Annotated in this window: 24 protein-coding genes; 11 read left to right on the top strand and 13 right to left on the bottom strand. The window is 63.5% G+C overall.

Translation table 11 applies throughout. The features are described from left to right. Both EJC47_RS12100 and EJC47_RS12105 read left to right on the top strand, forming a co-directional pair. Positions 1-869, top strand: an 869-nt coding sequence (locus EJC47_RS12100; RefSeq protein WP_126847982.1) for a glycosyltransferase, incomplete at its 5' end; no start/stop codon positions are given. Between the two features lie 226 nt (positions 870-1,095). Further along, complete coding sequence (locus EJC47_RS12105) at positions 1,096-3,708, top strand: TonB-dependent receptor (RefSeq protein WP_126847984.1); 2,613 nt, start codon at positions 1,096-1,098, stop codon at positions 3,706-3,708. 151 nt (positions 3,709-3,859) lie between these two features. Here the strand turns inward: EJC47_RS12105 and EJC47_RS12110 are convergent, their stop codons facing one another. After that, positions 3,860-4,468 carry a hypothetical protein gene (locus EJC47_RS12110; protein ID WP_126847986.1) on the bottom strand — a complete coding sequence of 203 codons (609 nt, stop codon included), beginning with the start codon at positions 4,466-4,468 and terminating at the stop codon, positions 3,860-3,862. Between the two features lie 87 nt (positions 4,469-4,555). Here EJC47_RS12110 and EJC47_RS12115 point away from each other — a divergent pair, with 87 nt between their 5' ends. Next, positions 4,556-4,999 (top strand): hypothetical protein, encoded by a 444-nt coding sequence (locus EJC47_RS12115; protein ID WP_126847988.1) that lies wholly within the window; start codon positions 4,556-4,558, stop codon positions 4,997-4,999. Between the two features lie 121 nt (positions 5,000-5,120). Here the strand turns inward: EJC47_RS12115 and EJC47_RS12120 are convergent, their stop codons facing one another. From EJC47_RS12120 to EJC47_RS12145, 6 genes are all read right to left on the bottom strand, one after another. After that, complete coding sequence (locus EJC47_RS12120; RefSeq protein ID WP_126847990.1) at positions 5,121-5,633, bottom strand: hypothetical protein; 513 nt, start codon at positions 5,631-5,633, stop codon at positions 5,121-5,123. A 74-nt stretch (positions 5,634-5,707) separates the two neighbouring features. Next, the gene (locus tag EJC47_RS12125; protein WP_033966260.1) at positions 5,708-6,805 is read right to left on the bottom strand and encodes a sigma factor-like helix-turn-helix DNA-binding protein; all 1,098 of its coding nucleotides are present in this window, start codon (positions 6,803-6,805) and stop codon (positions 5,708-5,710) included. Between the two features lie 246 nt (positions 6,806-7,051). After that, on the bottom strand, positions 7,052-8,032 hold the full coding sequence (locus EJC47_RS12130) for a peptidoglycan-binding protein (protein ID WP_126847993.1): 981 nt from the start codon (positions 8,030-8,032) through the stop codon (positions 7,052-7,054). Then, the gene (locus EJC47_RS12135) at positions 8,029-8,451 is read right to left on the bottom strand and encodes a hypothetical protein (RefSeq protein ID WP_126847995.1); all 423 of its coding nucleotides are present in this window, start codon (positions 8,449-8,451) and stop codon (positions 8,029-8,031) included. The genes EJC47_RS12130 and EJC47_RS12135 overlap by 4 nt, the downstream gene beginning before the upstream one ends. Beyond that, complete coding sequence (fliI, locus tag EJC47_RS12140; RefSeq protein ID WP_126847997.1) at positions 8,448-9,767, bottom strand: flagellar protein export ATPase FliI; 1,320 nt, start codon at positions 9,765-9,767, stop codon at positions 8,448-8,450. Before fliI ends, EJC47_RS12135 begins: the two co-directional genes overlap by 4 nt. A 7-nt stretch (positions 9,768-9,774) precedes the next feature. Then, positions 9,775-10,173, bottom strand: coding sequence for a flagellar biosynthesis repressor FlbT (locus tag EJC47_RS12145; protein ID WP_033966267.1), 399 nt, complete (start codon positions 10,171-10,173; stop codon positions 9,775-9,777). Between the two features lie 189 nt (positions 10,174-10,362). Here EJC47_RS12145 and EJC47_RS12150 point away from each other — a divergent pair, with 189 nt between their 5' ends. Genes EJC47_RS12150 through EJC47_RS12160 form a run of 3 tightly spaced genes read left to right on the top strand, consistent with a single transcriptional unit; the run spans position 10,363 to position 14,706 of the window. Then, positions 10,363-11,664, top strand: a complete 1,302-nt coding sequence (locus EJC47_RS12150; RefSeq protein WP_126847999.1) for a flagellar hook protein FlgE — start codon at positions 10,363-10,365, stop codon at positions 11,662-11,664. A 23-nt stretch (positions 11,665-11,687) separates the two neighbouring features. Then, positions 11,688-13,787 (top strand): flagellar hook-associated protein FlgK, encoded by a 2,100-nt coding sequence (locus EJC47_RS12155; RefSeq protein WP_126848001.1) that lies wholly within the window; start codon positions 11,688-11,690, stop codon positions 13,785-13,787. Positions 13,788-13,797: 10 nt separating this feature from the next. Continuing rightward, entirely contained in the window at positions 13,798-14,706 is a 909-nt protein-coding gene (locus EJC47_RS12160) for a flagellin (protein ID WP_033966269.1), read from the top strand. Positions 14,707-14,763: 57 nt separating this feature from the next. Here EJC47_RS12160 and EJC47_RS12165 read toward each other — a convergent pair whose 3' ends face one another. Together EJC47_RS12165 and EJC47_RS12170 are read right to left on the bottom strand one after the other, a co-directional pair. Continuing rightward, positions 14,764-16,584 carry a hypothetical protein gene (locus EJC47_RS12165; protein ID WP_126848003.1) on the bottom strand — a complete coding sequence of 607 codons (1,821 nt, stop codon included), beginning with the start codon at positions 16,582-16,584 and terminating at the stop codon, positions 14,764-14,766. After that, positions 16,584-16,823, bottom strand: a complete 240-nt coding sequence (locus EJC47_RS12170) for a hypothetical protein (protein WP_126848005.1) — start codon at positions 16,821-16,823, stop codon at positions 16,584-16,586. Before EJC47_RS12170 ends, EJC47_RS12165 begins: the two co-directional genes overlap by 1 nt. A gap of 84 nt (positions 16,824-16,907) precedes the next feature. Here EJC47_RS12170 and EJC47_RS12175 point away from each other — a divergent pair, with 84 nt between their 5' ends. Next, positions 16,908-17,312 (top strand): flagellar basal body-associated FliL family protein, encoded by a 405-nt coding sequence (locus tag EJC47_RS12175; RefSeq protein WP_126848007.1) that lies wholly within the window; start codon positions 16,908-16,910, stop codon positions 17,310-17,312. Here EJC47_RS12175 and EJC47_RS12180 read toward each other — a convergent pair. From EJC47_RS12180 to EJC47_RS12195, 4 genes are read right to left on the bottom strand one after another with little or no spacing between them, the layout of a single operon-like run. Beyond that, positions 17,284-17,874, bottom strand: a complete 591-nt coding sequence (locus EJC47_RS12180; protein WP_126848009.1) for a MotE family protein — start codon at positions 17,872-17,874, stop codon at positions 17,284-17,286. The two genes, EJC47_RS12175 and EJC47_RS12180, sit on opposite strands and share 29 nt — an antisense overlap. After that, positions 17,874-18,245, bottom strand: coding sequence for a DUF6468 domain-containing protein (locus tag EJC47_RS12185; protein WP_126848011.1), 372 nt, complete (start codon positions 18,243-18,245; stop codon positions 17,874-17,876). Before EJC47_RS12185 ends, EJC47_RS12180 begins: the two co-directional genes overlap by 1 nt. Further along, the gene (fliM, locus tag EJC47_RS12190; RefSeq protein WP_033964161.1) at positions 18,242-19,270 is read right to left on the bottom strand and encodes a flagellar motor switch protein FliM; all 1,029 of its coding nucleotides are present in this window, start codon (positions 19,268-19,270) and stop codon (positions 18,242-18,244) included. The genes EJC47_RS12185 and fliM overlap by 4 nt, the downstream gene beginning before the upstream one ends. Then, a complete protein-coding gene (locus tag EJC47_RS12195; RefSeq protein ID WP_052192238.1) occupies positions 19,267-19,818 on the bottom strand; it encodes a flagellar basal body-associated FliL family protein in 552 nt (183 codons plus the stop codon). The genes fliM and EJC47_RS12195 overlap by 4 nt, the downstream gene beginning before the upstream one ends. Before the next feature lie 114 nt (positions 19,819-19,932). Here EJC47_RS12195 and EJC47_RS12200 point away from each other — a divergent pair, with 114 nt between their 5' ends. From EJC47_RS12200 to flgH, 4 genes are read left to right on the top strand one after another with little or no spacing between them, the layout of a single operon-like run. Beyond that, a complete protein-coding gene (locus EJC47_RS12200) occupies positions 19,933-20,676 on the top strand; it encodes a flagellar hook basal-body protein (protein WP_033964162.1) in 744 nt (247 codons plus the stop codon). A gap of 37 nt (positions 20,677-20,713) precedes the next feature. Next, complete coding sequence (flgG, locus tag EJC47_RS12205) at positions 20,714-21,499, top strand: flagellar basal-body rod protein FlgG (protein ID WP_033964163.1); 786 nt, start codon at positions 20,714-20,716, stop codon at positions 21,497-21,499. Further along, complete coding sequence (flgA, locus tag EJC47_RS12210; protein WP_126848013.1) at positions 21,496-21,957, top strand: flagellar basal body P-ring formation chaperone FlgA; 462 nt, start codon at positions 21,496-21,498, stop codon at positions 21,955-21,957. Before flgG ends, flgA begins: the two co-directional genes overlap by 4 nt. Positions 21,958-22,006: 49 nt before the next feature. Further along, positions 22,007-22,765 (top strand): flagellar basal body L-ring protein FlgH, encoded by a 759-nt coding sequence (flgH, locus tag EJC47_RS12215; RefSeq protein ID WP_126848015.1) that lies wholly within the window; start codon positions 22,007-22,009, stop codon positions 22,763-22,765. Positions 22,766-22,975 lie beyond the last annotated feature (210 nt).

Raw genomic sequence — 22,975 nt, forward strand, 5'->3', positions numbered from 1 at the left:
ACCGCCGCGTCGTGCTGAGCCGCAACGCCGCCTTTGCCGAGGCACGCGGGCGCTATATCGCCGCGCTCGACCATGATGACCTGTGCCACCCCGACCGCTTCCAGCGCCAGGTCGCGTATCTCGATGCGAATCCGGGAATCGTATTGGTCGGCAGCGCCGCAAATGTCCTGGAAGACGGTGCCATTCTCCCGTCATCGCTCGCGCCACTCTCCACGCCCCCGGTCATCGCGTGGTTGCTGCAGATTGAAAACCCGCTGGTTTGGTCATCGGTAATGCTGCGCACGGACGCAGCGCGGCAGCTTGATCCGTTCATGCGACCGGAAATGGTCTATGCCGAGGACTTCGATCTCTACCACCGCATCGCGGCCTTTGGCGGCGTCGCGCGGCTGGACGACGAACTGCTGACCTATCGTCGCCACAGCGGCGGGGCGTCGCAAACGCAAGCGCAGGCCATGCGCCAGGCCGCAATCCGCGTTTTGACCGGAGTGTATGTCGAGGCGTTTGGCGACGCGGCGGCGGAGACGGCCGATTTGATCGTCACGCATGTCATGGGCCAGCAACCCGTGCCGGATCGGTCGACCTTGGAACGCGTGGGATCGGCGCTGGTCGCCTTGCAGGACCGGTTCCTAGCCCAGCATCGTCCAGATCGCGAGAGCCGCAGCCTCATCCGCTGGGAAACCGCGCGTCGCTGGGCCCGAATCGGTCGAGCGGGGCTTCGGACCGGTACGCTGCGGCTGGGCGACGCGGCGGCGGTGCGCCCGCCGCATCTAGGCTTGGGCTATGCCGGGATCGAGGAGCTCATCCTGTCGCGGATCGTCGGGTCGGTACGGGCGGCACAGCGACGGGTGCGCAAAGACGCGGCCGCCTAGGCGCATAAAACCGCCTGGGGAAATTAATTCAAACTGCGACTTTTACGCAACGCCCACCAAATGGGTCGCCTATCATGCGATTTCGCCACGCCAATCCCAATATGTGAATTTTATGTGACATTTCAGCGCCATTTCAATGACGCTGACTGTAACAATCTTGACCCAAACCCTGTGTAGCCGCCCGGAGCACCAGGACGCCTAGGTCCAAAGGTTCAGGGGATTCAAAATGACTGTTCGATCGGGCTTCCGCCTGCAACTCCTCTTGGGTGGCGCTGCTCTCGCCATCAGCGCGACGCCAGCGTTCGCGCAGACCGCGCCGACCGCCGATGCTACCGCACCAGCGGCGACCGCCGCTCCGGAAGATCAGGGCCTCGGCGACATCGTTGTCACCGCGACCAAGCGCGAAACCAACCTCCAGAAGACGCCGATCTCGATTTCGGTGCTCAACACGCAGGGTCTGACCGACCGCCACGTGCTCAGCTTGTTCAACCTCGCCGACGGCACGATCCCGTCGCTGCGCGTTGCAACCTTCGAAGCACGCCAGTCGGCGCTGACGATCGGCATTCGCGGTATCGTCCCTTACGATCAGAACCAGACCGCTCGCGATGGCGGCGTCGGCGTCTATATCGACGGTGTCGCGCTCGGTAAGACGCAGGGCCTGAACGCTGCGCTGTTCGACATTGAGCGCATCGAAGTGCTGAAAGGTCCGCAGGGCACGCTGTTCGGTCGCAACACCGAAGGCGGCGCGCTGTCGTTGGTCTCCAAGGCCCCGACCGGCGTGTTCGATGGCCGCATCACCGGCGGCGTCGGCAATTATGGCAGCCACAATGTCGACGCGCATCTCGACCTGCCGTCCTTCTACAATATCGCGCTGAAGTTCGACGGCGTGTACCAGCATCAGGATCCGACCGTGAAGGATCCGCTCACGGGTTCGACCGGCTGGAACTATTATGATCGCAAGGGCGGTCGCGCCGCTGCCCGCTGGCAGCCGGTTGACGGCTTCACTGCCGACTTCGCTTATGATTATGCGAAGGACGAAAATACGCCGCAGTACAGCCAGCTGATCAACTACAACCCGAACAACTATGCCGTCGGCACCTACAACGCGGCTGGTGCGCTGACGCTCAACGGCGTCGCGTGCGGCGGCACCATCGCAGCAGGCAGCACCAAGCCTGTCTGCGTCGCGCCCCGGGGCCCGCTGGTTGGCGTGCATCCCGGTCGCCAGACCGTAGCCGATGTTGGCGTTCCCCAGCAGCCGAGCGTCGATCTCACGCACGGTTTTTCGGCCAACCTGAAGTACAAGCTGGCCCCCTGGATCGAGCTGCGCTCGATCACCGCATGGCGCGGCGTCAGCACTGACCAGTGGGACAATTCGGGCGGCCCAGAGCGCAGCTCGTTCGCGCCGTTCGTGCCCAACACCGCCAACCCGACGGCGATCAACACGACCGGCACGTTCAGCCGTTACAGCCTTTCGTTCCTGCGCCAGCATCAGTTCAGCCAGGAATTCCAGGCTGTTGGTAGCATCCCTGAGTTCGATTACGTTGTCGGTGCCTATTACTATACCGAACACGCGACCGAATATGCGGCGACCCCGCTTTCCAACCAGTGGAATAGCGACGGCACGGCCTACACCATCCGCAGCCCGATCCCCGGCAATTCCTCGGCGATCACTGGCGCGAACTCGGGCTACCAGCAGTACGATCCGTCGTGCAACAACACGCTGGGTGCCACCGTTGCGCAGTTTGCCAACAGCTGCCAGTTCATCACGCGCGCCAGCCAGGCTGCCGACCACAACTACTCGGTGTTCGGCAACCTGACCTACACGCCCGAATTCCTGGGCAATGTCCTCCACATCACCGCCGGTGGCCGTTGGACCAAGGACGATCGCCACGGCACGCTGTACGTCGTCAACAACCGGTCCGATCTGGTGACTGCGGGTACGGTGTCGCCGTTCTCGTTCAAGAACAGCATCAGCCGCTTCGACCCGATGTTCAACATCGCCTTTGATGCCAGCCGCGACGTTCACTTCTACGCCAAATATTCGACCGGCTTCCGTGCCGGTGGCGCAAACGACCGTTCGCTCCAGTTCAACGCGTTCGGGCCTGAAGCCGTCAAGTCGTACGAAATCGGTGCAAAGATGGACTTCTGGAACCATCGTGCGCGCCTGAACATCGCCAACTACATTATGGATCGCACCAACACGCAGTTCGACTTCGATTATTTCGATACGGACGGCAAGAGCGTGACCAATGGCAGCCACATCGAGCAGACCACGAACGCTGGCAACAGCAAGATCCGTGGTGTTGAAGTTGATCTGACGGTGAAGCCGATCCCGGAACTGACGCTGACCGGTTCGTATGCCTATACCTACTGGCGTGCGCCGTCGGCGGTGAACCCGCTGGCACCGGGTGCTCCGGCGCAGCAGCTGTACATCGTCTACACGCCTAAGAATGCCGCATCGGGCGCGATCGACTATGTCGTGCCGATCAATGTTGGCGACGCGAGCGTTCGCCTGCATCTCGACGGCAACTATTCGAGCAGCCAGTACAGCTTCCAGCTCGAGCCGACCAAGACCGACGCAAGCTTCGTCATGAACGGTCGCCTCGCACTGGCCGACATTGCGGTGAACGATCATAACAAGGTCACCGTTTCGGTCTGGGCGCGCAACCTGCTCGACACGACCTACATCTACCGTCGCTCGGCTGCGAACTCGTCGCCGGTCGTCAACTACAATCCGAACGGCACGGTTGCCTCGACCAACTATGGCGGCATCCTCGGCGACTATGCCAACTTCAACGCACCCCGCACTTGGGGCCTGGAGCTTTCGGCTAAGTTCTGATCTGCTCTAACGACGGATAAAACCCGGCCCGAGCATCGCTCGGGCCGGGTTTTTCTTTGTCAAACGCCCTTGCAGCACCTCATCGCGCGCGCAGCGGAATCGGCGCGAAATCGGGTGTGTCGCCGACGTAACGCCGTCTCCCCGGTAGAATTTAGAAAAGTGCGGCGACCACCGCTGCGACCTCGGCCGCGTCGCGGCCGTCGATCGGGACCTCGCGTGCGGGATTGACGCTGTAGCCGCCGAGCACGCCATCACGATCGATCGTGACGGCGACGACTCGCCAGGCGGTCCCCTCGCGCACCGCTGCCAATCCTCCTGCGACCGGATAACGGCCGGGATCGACCACCACGACCGCATGCCCCGGCAAACCCCCGCCCAGCGTCGCGCGCCCTATCCGGAGCGCGAACGCCGCATCGCTGACGTCGCGCGGCGCGTCGATCGTGCCGCCAGTGTTGACGAAATCGATCAACCCGTCGGGCAAAGGCGCGCCATAGACGGTCAGCGCGCGCGCATGTGTCGAAGACGACGGGCGGAGCACGACAGGCTCCTCATCCGGGCTCTGCTCGACCGGAAGCGACGGTGCCGGAATTGAAGGGTGCGCCGCCGACAGCTTGCTCAACTCCTGGGCGAGGCTTGCGATCCGATTCCGGCTCCGCGACCATCGATGCTCGGGGTCGACAATGTGTTCGAGAAAGGGAGCCAAGCTGCCGTCATGATACGCCGTCAGGACAGCCTGCCGGAGCGCTGCATCGTCAGCCACGCCAAACATCCGCAAAAGCGCCGACCGTACCGCAGCGTTCCAGCGTGGCCATGGTTTTGCTGCGTTTTCGACCCGTGACAAATTCACTTGGGCCAGCCCGAAACGCTCCTCGACATCGGCGATCGTGAGATCCGCATCCAGCGCTCGTCGCGCCCGTACCGCTGCGGCCAGCAGCAAGGCGAAGCGCTCCTCGTCGCTGTCGAGCGGCTTCCCATCGGCAAAGGGTTGCGCCCATTCGGCGATATCGAAGCCGGGATCATCAATGTCCACGAGCAGGTCGATCGGGGCGATACGAAGAGCAGTGGCAATACGGACAAGTTCGTCCGTCCGCGCGACCACTTCACCGCGTTCTATCTTGGACAGTCGAATGTAGGGAATTTCGGGCAGAACCGCCGCGAAGCGCAGCAGTTTCAAAAAACCGGCCGCGCGGCGCTTCTCCCGCAGTCGGTTGGGAAACACGATATTGCGAAATGGATCGATCCGTATCTCGGCCAGATCGCGCCGACCGGCTTTTGCTTTGTTGTGGGTTGATCCGCCGATCGTCGATTCCATTGCCCGCTCCGCCGGAATCCACTGCCCTGGCTATCCCTAGGCGCGCTTGTAGGCAGGGTGGGCGGAGCGGTCAACGCGGTCGCGAAATCCGGGGCAGGTCTCAATGCAGACGGTGGTCGCCCAAAGAGGCTTGGCCGAAAAGGCTCCCGTCGGCAAAAGGCAAAATCGTGACTGCGGCGGCGCGGCCACTGCCGTGCAGTTCCAGCCAGCCCGGGGTGCACGGCGCGGGATAATTTGGCGAAAACGCCACCCCGATGCCATCCGTCACAACCCCGAGACAGGGTGGACTCGCACCATCGGGCCAACGCCCCGCGAAATAGCCTAGCAACGCCGCTCCGGCGCGCTGCAGTGCACCTTCCAATGACGACGCCGGGGCGAATGCAGGAGCACCGGCGGTCAGTTCCGCCCATACGTCCATGCGATGGTTCCAGCATGTCAGACGAAGGGTGCCCCGCTCTGCCGTCACGCCGATAAGGGCGGTCTGGTTACCGACCTGCATCAATGCGCCGGCACAGCGGGCGAGCCGCGTTGCAAGGGCAGTGAGACGGCGATTGGGCCGCGGAAGCGGACGCTGCAACCATTCAACGCGGATGTTTTGAAGGTCGATGTGCATGGTTCTGCCAATCGTTTTGGATCAAGAGACCACCCGGGCGACCGCTCTTGGAGGGTCGCCGGGCGAGATCACGGTCAGTGTGTCGTCCGCGACCCGTGCACCGGCACTTCCTCTGCCAAGAGATGAATGGAAAACGGTTCGGGCAACGATGTCCGGCCTGCTTGCGCGATCCGTCCGCTTGCCGCATCGGCCGCGTGCACCGTGTCGAACGCCGTAACCTGTACCAGGCGGTTGTGCGGTGCCGAGGGATCGGGCAGCAATGACACCGGCGCGGTGCGCAGCGGCGGCGGTGACTTTGGCTTACGCGGCGCTGGAGCGGCGTTACGCTGGCGCAGTCCCTCGGTCATCAGTGCAAAGCGCGGGTCGCGTGCGGTGAGTTCGACGATCGTGCGCGCTGCCGACTTGGTGATCTGGCGAACCCGTTCTTTGGTGACCCCGGTTTCATTCGCGAGATCGTCAAGCGTTGCGGTTTCGAAAATCCGTCGGGCGACAATTTCGCGATCGCGTGCCAGCTTCTCTTCCAGTTTGTCGAGCTGCTCGGGATCGATTCCGTGGGTGGCGGTCTTGAAACGCGGCGCGCCCTCGATGCGGACGGGTGCCGCCCGCTTGGCGCGAGGCCGCCGCCGCAACTGGTCAAGCGACACCTGCCGCAGATGGTCGACATACGCATCGATCAGCGCGTTCATCGCGGATTCGGCGAGGTAGGTCGACGCACAGGCTTCGGTCTGTTCCAGCGCCAGTTCGTCCTCGATGGTCACCTCGACCGCGCCGTCTTCGGTCTCGGAACGGGCCGTTAGCGCATCGAGCGAAACAGTCATCGCGCCAACCTTGCGCGCCGACGGACGCTGATCCGCCATCATCCGGAACCGCAGGCTCTGCAATTCGCCGCGGATCTGCCAGTTCACGAAAGTGGTGAACTGCGCCTTGGTTGGATCATAGGCTTCGATCGCGCGGTGCACAGCAATGGCGCAGCACTGCTCGGCATCATCCCAATGTGCGGCCAGGCCGTACTGGCGAATGAAATGGCGGATACGCGGCGCAATCAGTTTCAAAATATTCGCAAACGCACGATCGACGGCAACGCGCTGCCGTGCGGTCTGTTTGGTGTCGCGCGGTGTATTTTCGATGATGGTGGCGACTGCGGCTTCGAGTGCTGCTGTGGTCTTCGACATCGATCTTCCCCAATAAGTGGGCAGCCCCTACTGCCCTTCGCTCTGGAGACCGGTGTCGCGGAAAAATCCTAACAACGTGGAAACGATCCTATACGTAAAACTACAAGGACGCCGCGCCGGCGCCGTTACGTCTTCAATATCTTGTTTTATTCCAATCTATTATCCCACGTCCCGGTCGAGCTTACATATATTGGATGATATTGGATATAATAGCGCCTTCGCCCCAAAATAGCGCGATGCGAGGGCTTAAATCGCGAAGTTGGCGGGCTGAATCCGGCGATCTATGTAAGCGAGAAGCCATTGCTGGTGAGCGCGAGTTGGGTCGCCGGCCTGTGCGATACGCTTCTCCGCATCTGCCGCGCCGACTTGCGCGCGCAGCAATACATGCGCGCGCGCAGGCAAAATCCCGCCTTTGAGAAATCGCACCGCATCCCCCAGGCCGAGATGATGAGCGAGGTACGCCGCGCGGGCCGTCGTCTTCACGCTGTCGTCGGTGGTGATCCCCCGCCGTTGCAACTGGGAAAGGTTTTGCCGCGCATAATCGGCGATACCGTCGATCGCGCTCGTCGGATCATACCGCAGCGCGAGTAAGGCTCCGCGCGCGGCACCGCTGACTTTGCCATCCGGGTTAAGCCATCCTTTTGCCTGTGCCGTAGCGTTCAGCGCCGTACCGGGCGTTTCGGCAAGACCTTCCCATGTCGCGTTGAGGAACTGACCGAGCCCTGCAGCGCTTGAGCGTGGATTGCGCGAGTGGCAGTTCCAACTGCCGTCACGGCCCTTGGCCGCCTCGGCGTCGACAATGGTCGCCAGCGCGGTCGCGGGAATGCCGGTACGCTGCGCCGCTTCGCACAGCACTGTGCGGAAACGGGCATTGGGGCCAAGCCCTCCATCGCCCCCCGCCACCGCCGTGGACACGACCGCTTCCGACGGCGACGAGGGCGCAGCGGATGACGAAGACCCCGTCACCACCGCCGGATCGTCGCACGGACACGGCACGGTTCTTACAGACCCGTCGTCGGCCGCATTGCCCTGTGGGGCCAGCATTTTCAGCAGCGCGTCCATATCGCTGCGCGTTAACCCCGGATCTGCAGCGGTGCGGTCTGGCGCACCACCATCGCCGAGCGCAGCACGCCACAACGTATTGGCCAGTTCGGTTTGCGCGGTACTGTAAATTACATGGGCGCGCTGAGTGGGCGTCATCGCCGCCAGGGCGGTTCGATCGATCATCGCCCGGCCACCCTGCTGCGCGCCAGCCGAGCCGCCGCAATATCGTCCAGCCGCCCTTGCTCGCTAGCCTCTTGCGCTCGCGCCATCTCGTCGCGGTGCCGATCCACGGCCCCGTCAATGACACGCATCGAGCCATAGGCTTCGGCAGCTTGCGCCCGAAGGGTTGCAAGCCGCGTTTCGACACTGCGGGCTTCGTGCTGCAATCGCTCGCGCTCGGCGCGCATCCGGGCCAACCACGCGTCGGTCGTAAGCCAGCCGACGGCATGCCCGACCGCGCGCTCGCGCGCGACCGACTGGGTCAAGGATTCGGATTCCCGCTCGATCAGGCTGTGGCGTTCCACCTCTACACTGATCGCCACGCGTACGGTCTCGACCGCGCGTTGCTGTACGCGCTGTGCGGTATCGAACGGGGTTCTCACGCGGCTTGCTCCAGCATGGCGGCGAGCATGGCGAAGCCGGCAGCGCAATCGCCCTGGTCGTCCTTGCCCTGCCGCAACATCGTCTCGATTTGCGGCGCGATCGCCACGGCGCGATCGATCTCGGCGCTCGACCCTGCTTTATACGCCCCAAGCCGAACCAGCTCTTCCATGTCGGCATAAGTAGACAGCAAAGCGCGCGCGCCGAGGCGCGTCGCGTTTTCGGCGTCGCTCAGGCAATGCGGCAAGGTGCGCGACACCGATTTTAGGACGTCAATCGCGGGATAGCGTCCGCGTTCGGCAATCTTGCGGCTCATCACCACATGGCCGTCGAGAATACCGCGCACCGCGTCTGCGACCGGTTCATTATGATCGTCGCCATCGACCAGCACGGTGAACAGACCGGTGATCGAGCCTTGGCCGGGCAACCCCGGCCCCGCCCGCTCCAACAAACGCGGCAGTTCGGCAAAAACAGTGGGGGTATACCCCTTGGTCGCGGGGGGTTCGCCGGACGCCTGCCCGATCTCGCGCTGCGCCATCGCAAAGCGCGTGACCGAATCCATCAGGCACAGGACGTTGAGCCCCTGATCGCGAAAATGCTCGGCAATCGCGAGCGTCGTCCACGCCGCCTGCCGCCGCATCAACGCGGGGGCGTCGGAGGTCGCGACGACGACGACGCTGCGCGCCAGGCCTTCCACCCCTAGGTCGTCTTCGACAAATTCCTGTACTTCGCGGCCGCGTTCGCCAACCAGACCGATCACCGCGACATCGCACTCGGTCCAGCGCGCCAGCATCGACAGCAAAACGGATTTGCCGACGCCGGAGCCTGCGAACAAGCCAAGGCGCTGGCCCTCGCACAATGGAGCGAACAGATCGAGCACGCGCACCCCGGTCTCGACCCGCTTGCCAACCCGTGCGCGATCGGCAGCGGGCGGAGGCGTGGCCTTGATCGGGCGCGGATCGGGCCCGAGCGGAAGCGGGCCAAGCCCATCGATCGGGCGACCGAGCCCATCGACCATTCGTCCCAGCCACCCGGCACTCGGCCGGATCGACACCTCACCCGCCGTCAAGTCGGCGCGCATGCCAAGGCCGACGCCCTGCGGATCGGTAAAAGGAAGACACAGCGCAATGCCGCGGTCGAGCGCCGTTACCTCGGCCTCGATCTCGCCCCCGGCGATCCGGACACGGCTGCCGATATGAGCCGCGCCAACCAGCCCTTCGACCTCGATCAACGCACCACGTACCGCGACCACCCGCCCAAAACGGGTATCAGGCGATAGCGCGCGGATCGCGCGGGCAGCGCCAGCCAGCGTTGGCATGGCCCGCTCAGGCCTCCGCGTTTTCGAAGGATGGAACCGGCGTCTCCAGCGCGATCAAATCCCGCGCCGGGGCCAGCGCACGATAAAATTCACCGCGGGCGATGTCGTTAGCGAAGCGCACGCACGCCTCCTTGGTCGCGTCCTGAGCGCCGGGATTGAGCAGCTCGCGCAGCGCAACCAGCGTCGCTTCCTGGTGCTTTTCGCGGCCGTCCGGGTCGATATAGGCCAGCATGCAGGAAAAATAGAGCTGGCGTGCGGGGGTGGTGGCCTCCTCCGGCCGCATGACTTCGCGACCGCGCAAAATCGACACCGTGTTTTCGATGCGCAACTGCGTACGACCGACGGCGCTGATCACGGCACCGTTCAGAATGGCCTTCTCGCCATCTCGCAATGTGATCCTCAACATAATCGTTGCGTCCTCTCAATCTCCCATTGTTATAGGACCATTCCTGCCTGGTCGGCCGAACAGGGCGGCAAAAATTGCCGACCTTAGGATTTCTCTACAAATAGTTGCCTGGCATCCGAGCCTCGCGGCGATCCTATCCTATAAAATAAGCGAGCGAGCCGCGTGCTGCGCACTGCAAGGAGATCCGCATTGAGCCTCTATTCCGCCCTGTACGCCGGCGTTTCCGGCCTGAATGCGCAGTCCAGCGCCATGGCCACGGTTGCTGACAACATTACCAATATCAACACGGTCGGCTATAAGGGGACTGAAGCGCAGTTCCGCACGATGGTCACCGATGGCCGTGCCCAGGCCAACTATTCGGCAGGCGGCGTCGCCGCAGTCTCGGTCGCGCAAGTTTCAAAGCAGGGTCTGATCCAGTCCTCCAGCAGCAATACCGACCTGGCGATCGACGGCGGCGGCTTTTTCGTCACGCGCACGTCGACAGGCAGCACCGCCGACCCGGCCTTTACCCGCGCAGGATCGTTCCGCCCCGATGCCGAGGGCTTTCTGCGCAACGCGAGCGGCCTTTATTTGCAAGGCTGGCGTCTCGATGCCACGGGCAGCTATACCAATACCGGTGGCCTGAATGGGCTTGAATCCGTCCGCGTCAGCGACCTCGTAGGGACGGCTGTGCCGACCACGCGCATTCAAGTTCGCGCCAATCTACAATCCACCACGGCCGTGCATGTTGGGGCCTATACTGCGGGGAACCTCGCCAGCGGAACGGTGACCCCCGATTTCAAGCGCTCCTTCGACGTCTACGATTCGCAGGGCGGGTCGCACCGTCTGACCATGGCCTTTCTCAAGACAGGCGCGAACCAATGGGCATCGGAAACCTATGCCGAGCCGGCCAGCGACGTGACGGCGGCAGGCGGCGTGTTGTCCAGCGGCACCGTGGCGTTCAATCCCGATGGCAGCCTTAACAAGACCGGTTCGACCGCAACGCTGTTCGGTCCGCTCAGCATTTCCTGGACCAATGCGGCCGCGTCGGCCCCGGTGACGCTGGCAATCGGCAGCGATGCCGGCCTGGATGGCATCACCCAGTTTGGCAGCGAATCCGCATTGATCTCCTCGAACGTCGACGGCGGCCAGCTTGGCCAATTGTCCTCGATCGACATCACCAAGACAGGCCAGGTCAACGCCGTGTTTTCGGATGGCAAGACCCGCGCTGTATTCCAGCTCCCGATCGCCAATTTCCAAAATCCCGACGGCCTGACCCGCCTGCCCGGCAACGCGTATGCGAGCAGCAAGAATTCGGGTACTTTCACGCTGAACAAGCCCGGCTCGCTCGCAGCCGGCACGGTCGCTGCAAGCTCGCTCGAGGCGTCAACGGTCGACCTGGCCGGTGAGTTCACCAACATGATCCGCTTTCAGCGGGCGTATAGCGCAGCATCCAAGATCATCACCACCGCCGATGAAATGCTGCGTGAAGTCAGTGACCTGAAGCGCTGATCGGATGACGATGGGGGCCGGTCATGTCGCTTAGCGAAATTCTGGGGTCGGCGACGTCGGGGCTTGCGGCGGCGCAGGCCGGCCTGCGCACGGTATCCAACAACATCGCCAATGTCGGCGTGGCGGGCTATGCGCGCGAAAAGGTCTCGCTGGCGACCCGCGTCCATTCGGGCGGGGTCAGCGGCGTCGTCATCGGCGAGCCGCAACGCATCGCGGATCGCTTTCTCGAAGCCTCCGTCTATCAGCGTGGCGGAGACTTCGGTCGCGCCGATGTGACGTCGTCCTACCTCGATCGGCTCCAGTCCTTGCTGGGACAGCCAGGCGATGCGTCCAGCTTGCCCGCAAAGCTCGATTCAATTTCGGCGTCCGCCATCGCGCTCACCGGATCACCGGGATCGGCCCAGACGGTCGCGTCGTTTACCGGCAATGTGCAGGACGCGATTTCGTCGATGCAACAGCTCAATGGCGACGTCACGAACCTGCGCGGCGATGTCGAATCCGAAGTCGGCACAACGGTCGACCGGATCAACGGGCTTTTATCCCAAATCAATGATTTGAATGGAACCGTATCGCAGCAGGTCGGCCAAGGTCGCAGCACCTCGGGAGCGGCCGATCAACGTACGACGGCGCTTACCGAACTTAGCAGCTTGGTCGCGATCACGGTACGCGATCAGCCGGATGGCCGGGTTTCTATCGAAACCGCCTCGGGCGCGACACTCCTTGACCGGCGTTTGCGACAATTATCGTATGCTGGAACCGGGAGTGGCGATGGGGCACAGGCCGCGTATCCGCCGATCGACATCCGCTTTGCCGATCCTGGCGGTGCCTCCCCGGCAACGGGCGAACGAATCGAAACCGCCGCAGCTGGCGGGAAGCTTGGTGGCCTGCTGGATCTGCGAGACCGCGCGCTGCCGCACTTTCAAGAGCAACTCGGCACAGTGTTCAGCGGGATGGCGGAAGCGCTCAATTCGGTGTCGAATGCGGGAACGACGGTTCCCGCACCGACCGAACTGGACGGACGGCAGACCGGACTCGTCGGCGGCGACCGTCTGGGCTTCACTGGTTCGGCAACGTTCGCAGTGCTCGGCACAAGCGGCAAGCTGGTAGCCAGCACCACGGTCGATTTCTCAAGCCTGGGTGCGGGCGCGACCGTCAATGACGCCGTCACGGCAATCAACGCCGGCCTCGGTGGCGCAGCCACCGCGAGCTTCACCGGCGGCGTGCTGACCCTGAAGGCGGCGGGCGGCGGCAACGGCGTTGCCATCGCGCAAACGCCCGGCACTCCCAGCGATCGCGCCGGAATCGGCTTTTCGCAGTTTTTCGGCATGAACGACCTCGTCCGCAGCGACACCAGCATGCTGACGCCGACCGGCTTCACCGCGAGCGACCCGCACGGGTTTGGAGCCGGAGAAACCGCCAACATTGTGCTGCGCGACGTGTCAGGGCGTGCGCTGACCAGCTATACGCTCACGGGCTCGGTCGGCCCGACCATTGGCGATCTGGTTACCGAGTTGAACGCCTCGCCCTTGTCCAAATACGGCAGCTTCGCACTCGACCAGCGCGGCCGGGTGGAGTTTAGCCCCCTCACAGGCTTGTCCGGGGCCGTCTTGTCGGTCCCATCGGACTCGACCAACCGGTTCGGCAGCGGCGTCTCCTTCAGCTCTTTGTCCGGGCTGACGGGTGCGACAAGCGGCCTGGGACAGGCGAAGGTGCGCGGCGACATCAACGTCAACCCCAACAAATTGCCGCTCGCAATGCTTGATACAACGGCGGCAGTCGGTACCAAGGCGGTCGGCGCGGGCGATATTCGCGGCGCCACGGGATTTGTCGATCGGCTCGCCAAGACCATCGACCTGGGCAAGGACGGGGTCGTTACCCTCGATCACGTGTCGAGCGCATTGCTTGGCGGTGCCGGATTGCAGGCCAGCCAGGCCAAGACCAATCTGGACAACGCAACATCGCGCCGCGACGATGCGATCAATCGTCGAGACAGTTTTTCGGGCGTCAATATCGACGAGGAATTGTCGCAGATGGTCGTGCTGCAAAGCAGCTATTCGGCCTCGGCCCGTGTCATCAGCACCGCCAGCAGCATGTACGACACGCTGCTCGCGATGATCCGATAGGAGCCGCCTTATGACCCGCATCGCCACCGTCCCGCTCCAACAAGTCATGTCGAACGCCATTCAGCGGGCGCAGGCCAGACTCGCGACATCGCAGCAAAATCTCGCGACCACCAAGAAAGCCAATACTTTCGCTGACCTTGGCAGTGAATCGGTCCGCAACCTTTCGGCGCATAGCATGCTCGCGCGCCAGAGCGCGGAGACGACTGTGGCAAAGCGCGTGCAGACGACGCTGAGCCTTTATGATGCGCAGCTATCCAGTATCGATACGTCTACCGAGAACCTCCGCCAAAGCATCCTGACGGCGCTGGGCAACGGCCAGACGAGCGGTCTGCAATCGACGATCGACGGCGCATTCGAACAATATCGCAACGCGCTGAACAGTAGCGAGGGCGGCGTGGCCATGTTCGGTGGATCCCAAACCGACACCCCACCGTTCAAGCCCAAGGCACTTAGCGATCTCGTCGGATTGGCGCAGACCGATGCGTTCGCCAATGACAATGTCGTGGCATCGGCACGTATCGCGGACGGGGTTGATGTCCCTTATGGTGTCGGTGCAAGTGCCGCAGGCGGCGGTCTTTACACCGCATTCCAGTCTCTTGCCCTGGCAGGGCCGATCGGCGCGACGCTGACCGCAGCCCAAAAGACCGCCCTGACGTCCGTAGTCGATCAATTGCAGACCGGCCTTGGATCGCTGCGCGCGGTGAACGCTGAAAATGGCCGCCGGACCACGCAAGTTGAATCGATGATCAATAGCGGCGACCAGCGGACGACGTTGCTCACCGGGGTGATCGGCGCGAATGAGGACGCCGATCTGGGCCAAGTTGCGACCGATATCTCGCAGCAAAAGACGATCCTGGAGGCGAGCTATTCAGTGTTTTCGCAGCTCGCCGGTCTGAGCCTTGTGCAATATCTGAAATAACCGCGACAGACCCGCGGTCTTCGCCGATATATCCATCGGCGAAGGCCGCGATGCTCGCTAACCCGGGGTGGAGGCGAGCAAGTCCGCGTAGACGCCCGCCGGGCTGGCCGACGGGATCGCCGCCATTGCCGCACTGATCTGTGCAGAATCGATCTTCCCGACCGGGCTGGTCAGCACATCGAACACCCCTGCACTGGGCAATGTCGCAAAAGCCGCCTGATAGCGCGCCCGCAGCGCTTGCAGCTTGTCTTCCCGACCGATCATCGCCAGCGCGATTGCATGGCGAAGGATGGTGGCCTGCGCCACCTCGCTCAATCCCACTTTGGTCGGTAGCGACGCCCCCGTCACGGTGGCCAATGCATTCCAGTCACGCCGCCGCCACAGGATTTCCGCACGGATCGCGGCACCGTCGGGCACTTCAGCAAGCGCCGCAAAAGCCGCGTCGGTCTTGCCCAGCAATGCCAGCGCCACCGCCTCGACACGCTGGCGATCCCAAACCATCGCGGGGGAATAGGTTGGCCCGCTACTGTTCCGCAAAGCCTCGATCGCCTTGGCGGGGTCGCCCGCCAGAATGCGCAACGTGGCGACGCGCACCGACAACGGCCCTTTGGCGACATCGCTGGCCCGCGCGGTAAGTTGATATTGGAGCAGTTCGGCCGCCCGCGCATACAGGCCCGCTGCCTGAAGCCGATCGGCCAGATGCACTGCCAGCAGGTCCCCGTCAGCGCCCGCCGGAGTAAGCTCGCGATAGTCCCAGAACAGGCCCGCCACGTCGGGCAAGGCCATCTTCGAATCCGGGGCGAGCATCGCGGTGAGCGATTGTTGAAGCTGCGAGAGGATTGGTCCCGCCCCTGCGCCGAGATTGCAGTAGCGCAGCAAGGTCGATCCTGTGCGCAACATCGCAACCGGATCATGCGCTGCTTGCGCTTGGGCAAATTCGACTTTCAGAATGCGACGTTCGAGATCGTCACCGCGCCAGCCGAAACGCATCGCACTAAGCTGTCGAACGGCCGCCGCTGGCGCGATCCGACGCTGTGCGATGCCAACCGTCGCCAGGCCCAATGCTGCCTCAACGCGTTGCCCGCGATCTGCCGCGGCACCTACCCTCTCGAACTGGCGACGGGCATGGCCAAAATCGGCCTTCCCCAAATAGGCACGGCCACGCAGGATGCTGGCCTCGGCGCCCGCATCCTGTCGTTTCAGCCAGTGCAGCGCCTGCGACCAACGACCGTCGTCGAGCGCGGCCCGGATTGCTGCCAGGGCAAAGGGGCGTCGCTCAAGGGATGGGCGATGGTTGATCGTCGGCAACGCGCAATGCACCTCTGCCAAAGCGCCGCCCGGATTGCCCGCATTCTCTTGAGCCCGTAATCGCCAAGCGCAGGCTTCGGCATTGCCCAACAAGGCCGGGCCGGAAAGAGCGGACAGTGCTTCGCCAGTCCGACCGAGCCCCGCCAACGTCGCGCCGCGCGCCAGTTGGAAGGCGGGTACCAACAGCAGATCGGGATCATCGGCGGCCATCACCTGCAGTATGCCGAGCGCTTCGGGATAGCGCATTTTGCCGATCAGGCTGCGCACTTGGACCCAGCGCGCCGCTTGCCGCGTAGCCGGCGTTGCGCGCGCCAAGGACGCCCACGCGTCCGCTTCGGGCTGCACGGCCCATGCAGCGCCATCGGCGAATGCGGGCTGTGCGGCCAGGATCGGGGCAAACCCTCGAAAGCGCGGGGGGCGCGGCAACTGCGTCGTCGCATTCGCCGCAGATGCCGCTGCGGAAGGCGCGGCGGTCGCCACCGGCCCGGGCGACGCCGGTGCAGTGGCAGGCGTTGCGGCAAGGGGCGTGGCGGTCGCCGAAGCGAGCGCGAGCAGCGAGACCAGTCGCATCAACGCGCCAGCAACACGGCACCGAGGCCGGCACCGCCCAGGGCGCAGCCCATACAAAAAATCAGCGACGGTACCATCATCCCGCGCTTGACCGGCCCAGATCCGGTTTGGAGGTTCGGCGTGGCGACCACGTCGCCGGCGCGCAAGGGTGCCCCGGTCGACGCTGTGGCTGCCGCTGCCGCCGTTGCGTCGCGGCTGGCAACCACGCGGACGCGACTTGGTCGCTGATCATGACTCATGGTGATACGCCTCTTCCTTTATTGTTCTATTATAGAGGAAGCGTGTCGCCCGCAGTCGTCGCGGCGACACGCGCCGGAGACATCATGCGCCAACGTTTCGCCCGAGCCATTGCCGCACTGCCAATCGTGATCGCCAGCACCGGCGCGTCCGGCGGCGCGAGCGAGCCCGCCCACGCGGCACCGCAATATGTCGCACTCGACCCCTTCGTCGTACCGATCGTGGACTCGGATCGCTTGACCGGCAATTTGCGGCTCAAGCTCGTCCTCGACGCCGGAGATGCAGCCACTGCCGAGAAGATGAAGCTGCGCCTGCCGATATTGCGCCAGGCCGCGATGGGCGGCGCGATCGACTTTGCGCGCTTGCATGCGTCGCCTTTCTTGCCGGTCAATGCGGAACTGTTGGAAGGGAATTTGACAGCCGCCATGGCTGGCCCCGATCTCGGCCATGCGCGGGTGCTGATCACGGAGGTGTCGGCGACGACCGGCTGACCGGTTGCGCGGCGCGCACCGGCCCCTTTGTAACACCGGCACCCGGCTTCTTGCCCGCATTTGCATTGCGGCGCGCCAAGGCCATGCTCAAATTGGCGGCCCCTTGCGGCGTCATGCTCGCCAAGATCAGCGCGGTCGAACGATCCCGCATTTTTTGTGCCACCTGCATCTGCACATCCATTTCGAGTTGTTCGAAAACAACCGCGGCACGGGCAGGCTTCATCGCCTGATAGATCCGCGCCAGATTGTCATATTGCGGTGCGCTCGGCGCGGCCGCGTCAGCGACGGCGGGCTTTGCGGCGGTCGCCGCCTCCTGTCGCGCGGCCATATCAGCTTTCAACCGCGCCTCCGCCGCGCGCGCGGCCTGTTCGCGCATGTCCAGCGCGCGGTTGCGCTTCTTGGTCGCGGCGTCGCGCGCGCCAAGATCGCCCTGGATGGCGCTGCCCAAACGCGTGGGTTGCGGCTGATCCGCCAATGCTGGCAGCGCGGCGGTAACACCGTTGGCAAAGATCGACAGCCCGGCGGCCATGGCGGTCATCACGAGCAATGAGGGGCGACCCATCAGGCGTCCGCCCCAATATAGGCCGCCAGAGTACGTTCGGCATGGGCGCGCTGGTTGGCGGCAGACGTTGCCTCTACGATCCTGTCGGCGGCAGCGTCGGCGATCTCGATGATGATCCGCAATTCATCGCTCAGCTTGCGGGCATCTTCCGAGCAGCGTCCATTGGCGGCAATGCCATGCGACAGCATCGTCTTCATTTCCGACAGCACGGTCTTCGCGCGCTCGGTCGAAGCGTCCAGTGCCGCCACAACGTCGGACAGCGGCGCATTGCGCATCGCCTTCAGGCTGCGCATCATCCGGACGCTCTGGATCAGGACCGCCGCACAGAACAGCGCGGTGGCGATATTGGTACAGGCGACGAAATTCATCATGCGCACTCCTGGTACGGGCTTCGGGATATAGCGGTGATAAGGCGGACGGCCATCTTGCCGCTGCGCTGCCCGATCTGGGCGCGCCCGAGCGGAACGCCACCGCATCGCAGTTCCAGCGGCGTGTCCGGGCTCTGCGACAGATTGACGACATCCCCTACCGCAAGGCCACGCAATTTATCGAGGGACATCGCCGCTTCGCCGAGCACGACATCGAGCGAGATGTCGGTCTTGCTGATTTCGGAGACCATATGCTCTTCCCAAATATGGTCGCGCCCGCTCTTCTCGCCCATGAAGCGCTGCAACAACTTTTCGCGCACCGGCTCGAGCGTGGCATAGGGGAGCAGCATCGAGAATTTGCCGCCACGACCGTCCATGTCGACCCGGAAGGTCGCCACCGCGCAGATATTACTGTTTCCTGCGATGGCCGCGAAGCGCGGGTTGGTCTCGATCCGCTCCAAACCCATGGTGATTGGCTCGATCGGTGCGAAGGCTTCCGAAAAGTCGGCAAGCGCCAGATCCAGCATACGTGACACCAGCTTGGTCTCGATCGTGGTGAAGGCGCGGCCGTCGATCAATACCGGCGCACTGCCCCCGCGACCGCCGAGCAGGGCATCGACGACGGCGTAGATCAGGCCGGACTCGACCGTGACGAGCCCGTAATTCTCCCATTCGTGAATGTGGAAGACACCAATCATGGCAGGCAATGCAACGCGCCCTACGAACTCGCCAAAGCGCGTCGAAGTAACCTCCTCCAGACTGACCTCGATCGCGTCAGAGGTCAGATTGCGCATCGAGCTGGAAAAGGCGCGCACCACACGGTCGCACACCACCTCCAGCATCGGCAGCCGTTCATGCGCGATAACCCGCGATTCCAGTACCGCGCGCAGGCCCTTCTTGGCCTCTTGCGGGACACCGATATCGCCGAACATCGCATCGATGGCGGCTTGATCGAAAGTGCCGTCGCCCAATACCGCCCCACCCATGGGGACATCGGGAAGGTCGAATTCCTCGAAATCGTCGCTCATTGCTGCACCAGGTCTTCGATCAGCACGTCCTTGACCGATCCTTCCCCAAGCGCGCCGGTCGTGCGCACCAGCAGTTCCTCCTTCACGCGAAACACCGCTGCCGAACCGGCAAGGTCCTCCGGGCGCAATTCCCGCAGGAACGGCTGATACGCGTCGAGCACCAGCGGCAGGCCTGCCTTGATCGCGTCATCCTTCATCGTGCCGGGCACGAGCATGACGTGCACCTTCAGAAAGCGGGCCGCACCGTCCGGCGAGCGGATGTTGACGACCATTGCCGGAATATCGACAAACTTTACGCCTTCTTCTCCACCGCCGTGCTTGGCCGCCTCGGCTTTGGCCGCCTCAGCTTTGGCGGCCTCCGCTTTCGGGTCGCTCTTGCCCCCCAACAGGAAGAAGGCCGCACCACCGCCTGCCAGCAGCAGCAAGACGATTGCCGCAACGATGATCAGCAGCTTCTTCTTGCCCGCCTTGGGCGCTGCGGGGGCCGCACCCTCCTCGCCTTCTTCGCTCGTTGTGACGTTCGGTTCCGACAAGGCCCTAATCCCCATGATTGTTTCGCCGCGCGGTCAACCCGCTGGGCAATTCCATCCTATTATAGGATCAATGGGCGGCAATTTCTGCCTAGTGGTCCAGATCGACAAAGATTTTGAAAGCAACCGCTGATGGATGTCTCTTCCTATGTGCTGCTAAGCCACGAGCAGGCGTTGCGACGTCGGCTCGACGTTGCGGCGAACAACATGGCCAACATCTCGACCGTGGGCTTCAAGCGCGAACAGCCGGTATTCCACGATTATGTCGAGCATGCCGACCAGGCGGTGACCGAAGACGCGAAAACAACCGCGTTCGTGCTGGATTACGGCGCAACGCACGACACTACGGCAGGTGCGTTTCAGGCCACGGGCAATCCGCTCGACGTAATGATCGACGGCCCAGGATATCTTGCGGTCGAAGCCCCGGGTGGGGCGACCGCTTACACCCGCGCGGGGCTAATCCATGTGCTGCCGTCGGGCGATTTGGGCACGATCAGCGGGCAGCGACTGCTCGGCGAAGGCGGCAAGCCGATCAATATTCCCCTAGAAGATGCCGGCAACCTTTCGGTTGCGGCCGATGGCACCGTGTCGGGAAAGACCGGCCAGCTTGGACGCATCGCGGTTACCGTCTTCCCCAGCGAAGCCGGCGTAACCCCGCGCGGGGACGGGCTGATGACCGCGACCGGCGGGCGCGAACTTCCGGCAGCCGAAACCAAGTTGCGCAGCGGTGGCGTCGAAGGATCGAATGTCCAACCGATCAGCGAAACCGCCGACATGGTCGAGATTTTGCGCGCGTACCAATCCAGCCAGCAAATGTCCCAGAGCATGACCGACATGCGCCGCAAGGCGATCGATCAACTCGGCAAGATCGGCTGATCCCCCACCCCACTTCCTTGAGTGAAAGGCCCATATCATGCGCTCTCTTTCGATCGCCGCGACTGGCATGCTCGCGCAACAGACCAACGTCGACGTGATTTCAAACAACATCGCCAACATGAACACGGCCGCTTTCAAACGGCAGCGCGCAGAGTTTCAGGACTTGCTGTATCAGGAGGTTTCGCGTCCGGGCTCGGCCTCCGGCGGCGCAGATGCGAAGATCCCGTCAGGCATTCAGATCGGCGCGGGTGTCAAAACCGGCGGCGTCTACCGGATCCTCGAACAGGGCGCGTTGACGCAGACCAGCAATCCGCAGGACGTGGCGATCCAGGGCAAGGGCTATTTCCAGGTCACGCTTCCCTCGGGCGAAACGGGTTATACGCGCGATGGCAGCTTCCAGATTTCCGACCAGGGCGAGCTGGTGACGCAGGATGGCTATGCCGTTCAGCCTGGCATCACGCTCCCGCAGGGTGCCGTGGATTTCAATATTTCCAAGACCGGCGAGGTTCAGGTCACCCTGTCGGGCAACCCCACCCCGCAAACGATCGGCCAAATTCAGCTTGCGTCCTTCATCAACGAATCCGGACTGGAGGCGAAGGGCGGCAACCTGTTCCTGGAAACCAATGCGTCCGGCAAGCCCACCGCCGCCAACCCTGGCGAGCCGGGTTTTGGTACGCTGAGCCAGGGTTTCATCGAAGCCTCGAACGTCAATCCCGTCTCGGAAATCACCGCGCTCATCAGTGCCCAGCGTGCCTATGAGATGAACAGTCGCGTGGTGAAGACGGCTGACGAAATGCTCTCCACTACGGCGCAGATGCGATGAGCATGCCCCTCGGTCGCGCGGTACTCTTTGCGCTGCTGGCGTCTGCGCCGGCCATCGCCTGGGCGCAGCCGCCCGAGGCGGTCCGGGTCGCAGTGCTCGACCATCCGATCGCGCGCGGCGACGTGCTGGCCCTGGCCGACTTTACCGAGGATCAGCGTCCTGCGGCACAGGCACGCATGGCGCTGCCGCCGCGCGATTGTGCCGGGCTCGAAGCGCGTCGCGCGCTTCCTTCGGGATCCATCGTCATGGCGTCCGACCTGATGCCGCAGCAGCTCGTTCGTCGCGGGGAGCCCGTGATGATCCGCGTGGTCAGCGGTGGCCTGACGATTTCCGCCAGCGGGCGTGCGCTTGCCAGCGGGGCGAAGGGCGAGATGGTGCGTGTCGTCACCAACACCACCAGCCGAACCCTCGACGGCATCGTCGACGGCACCGGTTCGGTCCGCATCGTCGCACCTTGAAGAACGATCCGATCCGCCTTCCACCTTCGGCCGAACCGAAAGAACCGCTATGAAAAAGACTCTTGCGCTGCTTCTCCTCGCCAGCACCCTCGCCGGATGCGGCATACCCGGTCGCCTGGCCAGTGTTGGCAAGGCACCGAAGCTCAGCCCCGCCGGTGCCGACGATGGCCCGGCGCTGGAGCCATCGCTCTCGGCCCCGTCCGATCGGCGCGGCCAGGCCCGTTCGGCCACGACCCCGCCGCCGGCACCCAATGCGTCGCTCTTTCGCACCGGCGCGGGTGCGTTCTTCCACGACCAGCGCGCCTCGCAAAAGGGCGACATCCTGACCATCCGCATCAACATCGCGGACAAAGCGGACTTGGGCAACGCAACGACCCGCACCCGCGGCGGTACCGAAACCAGCGGCATCAGCGCCTTGTTGGGGCTACAGAACCCGCTGACCAAAATTCTGCCCGGGCAAGTCGACCCGTCGAAGCTGGTCGATACCAAATCGACCTCAGGCTATAACGGTGCCGGCACGGTTGCGCGATCCGAAACGATCAACATGACGATGGCGGCGATCGTCACCGATGTGATGCCCAACGGCAACCTGATGATCCGCGGGCGCCAGGAAGTGCGGGTCAATTTCGAAATGCGCGAGTTGATCGTAACCGGCATCGTCCGGCCGCAAGACATTGGTCGCGACAACAGCATTCCGCACACCCAGATCGCCGAAGCGCGCATCATCTATGGCGGCAAGGGTCAGTTGACCGACGCGCAACAGGCACGTTGGGGCCAGCAGATTTATGACGCGCTGTTCCCTTTCTGATATCCCTAATATTTTGTTTTATTTCTGATGCTTCCATCGCCGATTCGCTCGTTTTCCCGCACGCGGGAAGGCGGGCCAATTGCGTCGCGATGACCATGGCCGCGCCTTCATCTTTTGGTAACCTTCAATAAATTGCCATTCGATTTTGGTAATCCAATAACTTTCCCAGAATGGAGAGGTGAGCGGCATTTCTCGCCGAACATCGCCGGG

Source organism: Sphingomonas sp. TF3 (genome assembly GCF_003985085.1).
In the GTDB taxonomy this organism is placed as follows: domain Bacteria; phylum Pseudomonadota; class Alphaproteobacteria; order Sphingomonadales; family Sphingomonadaceae; genus Sphingomonas.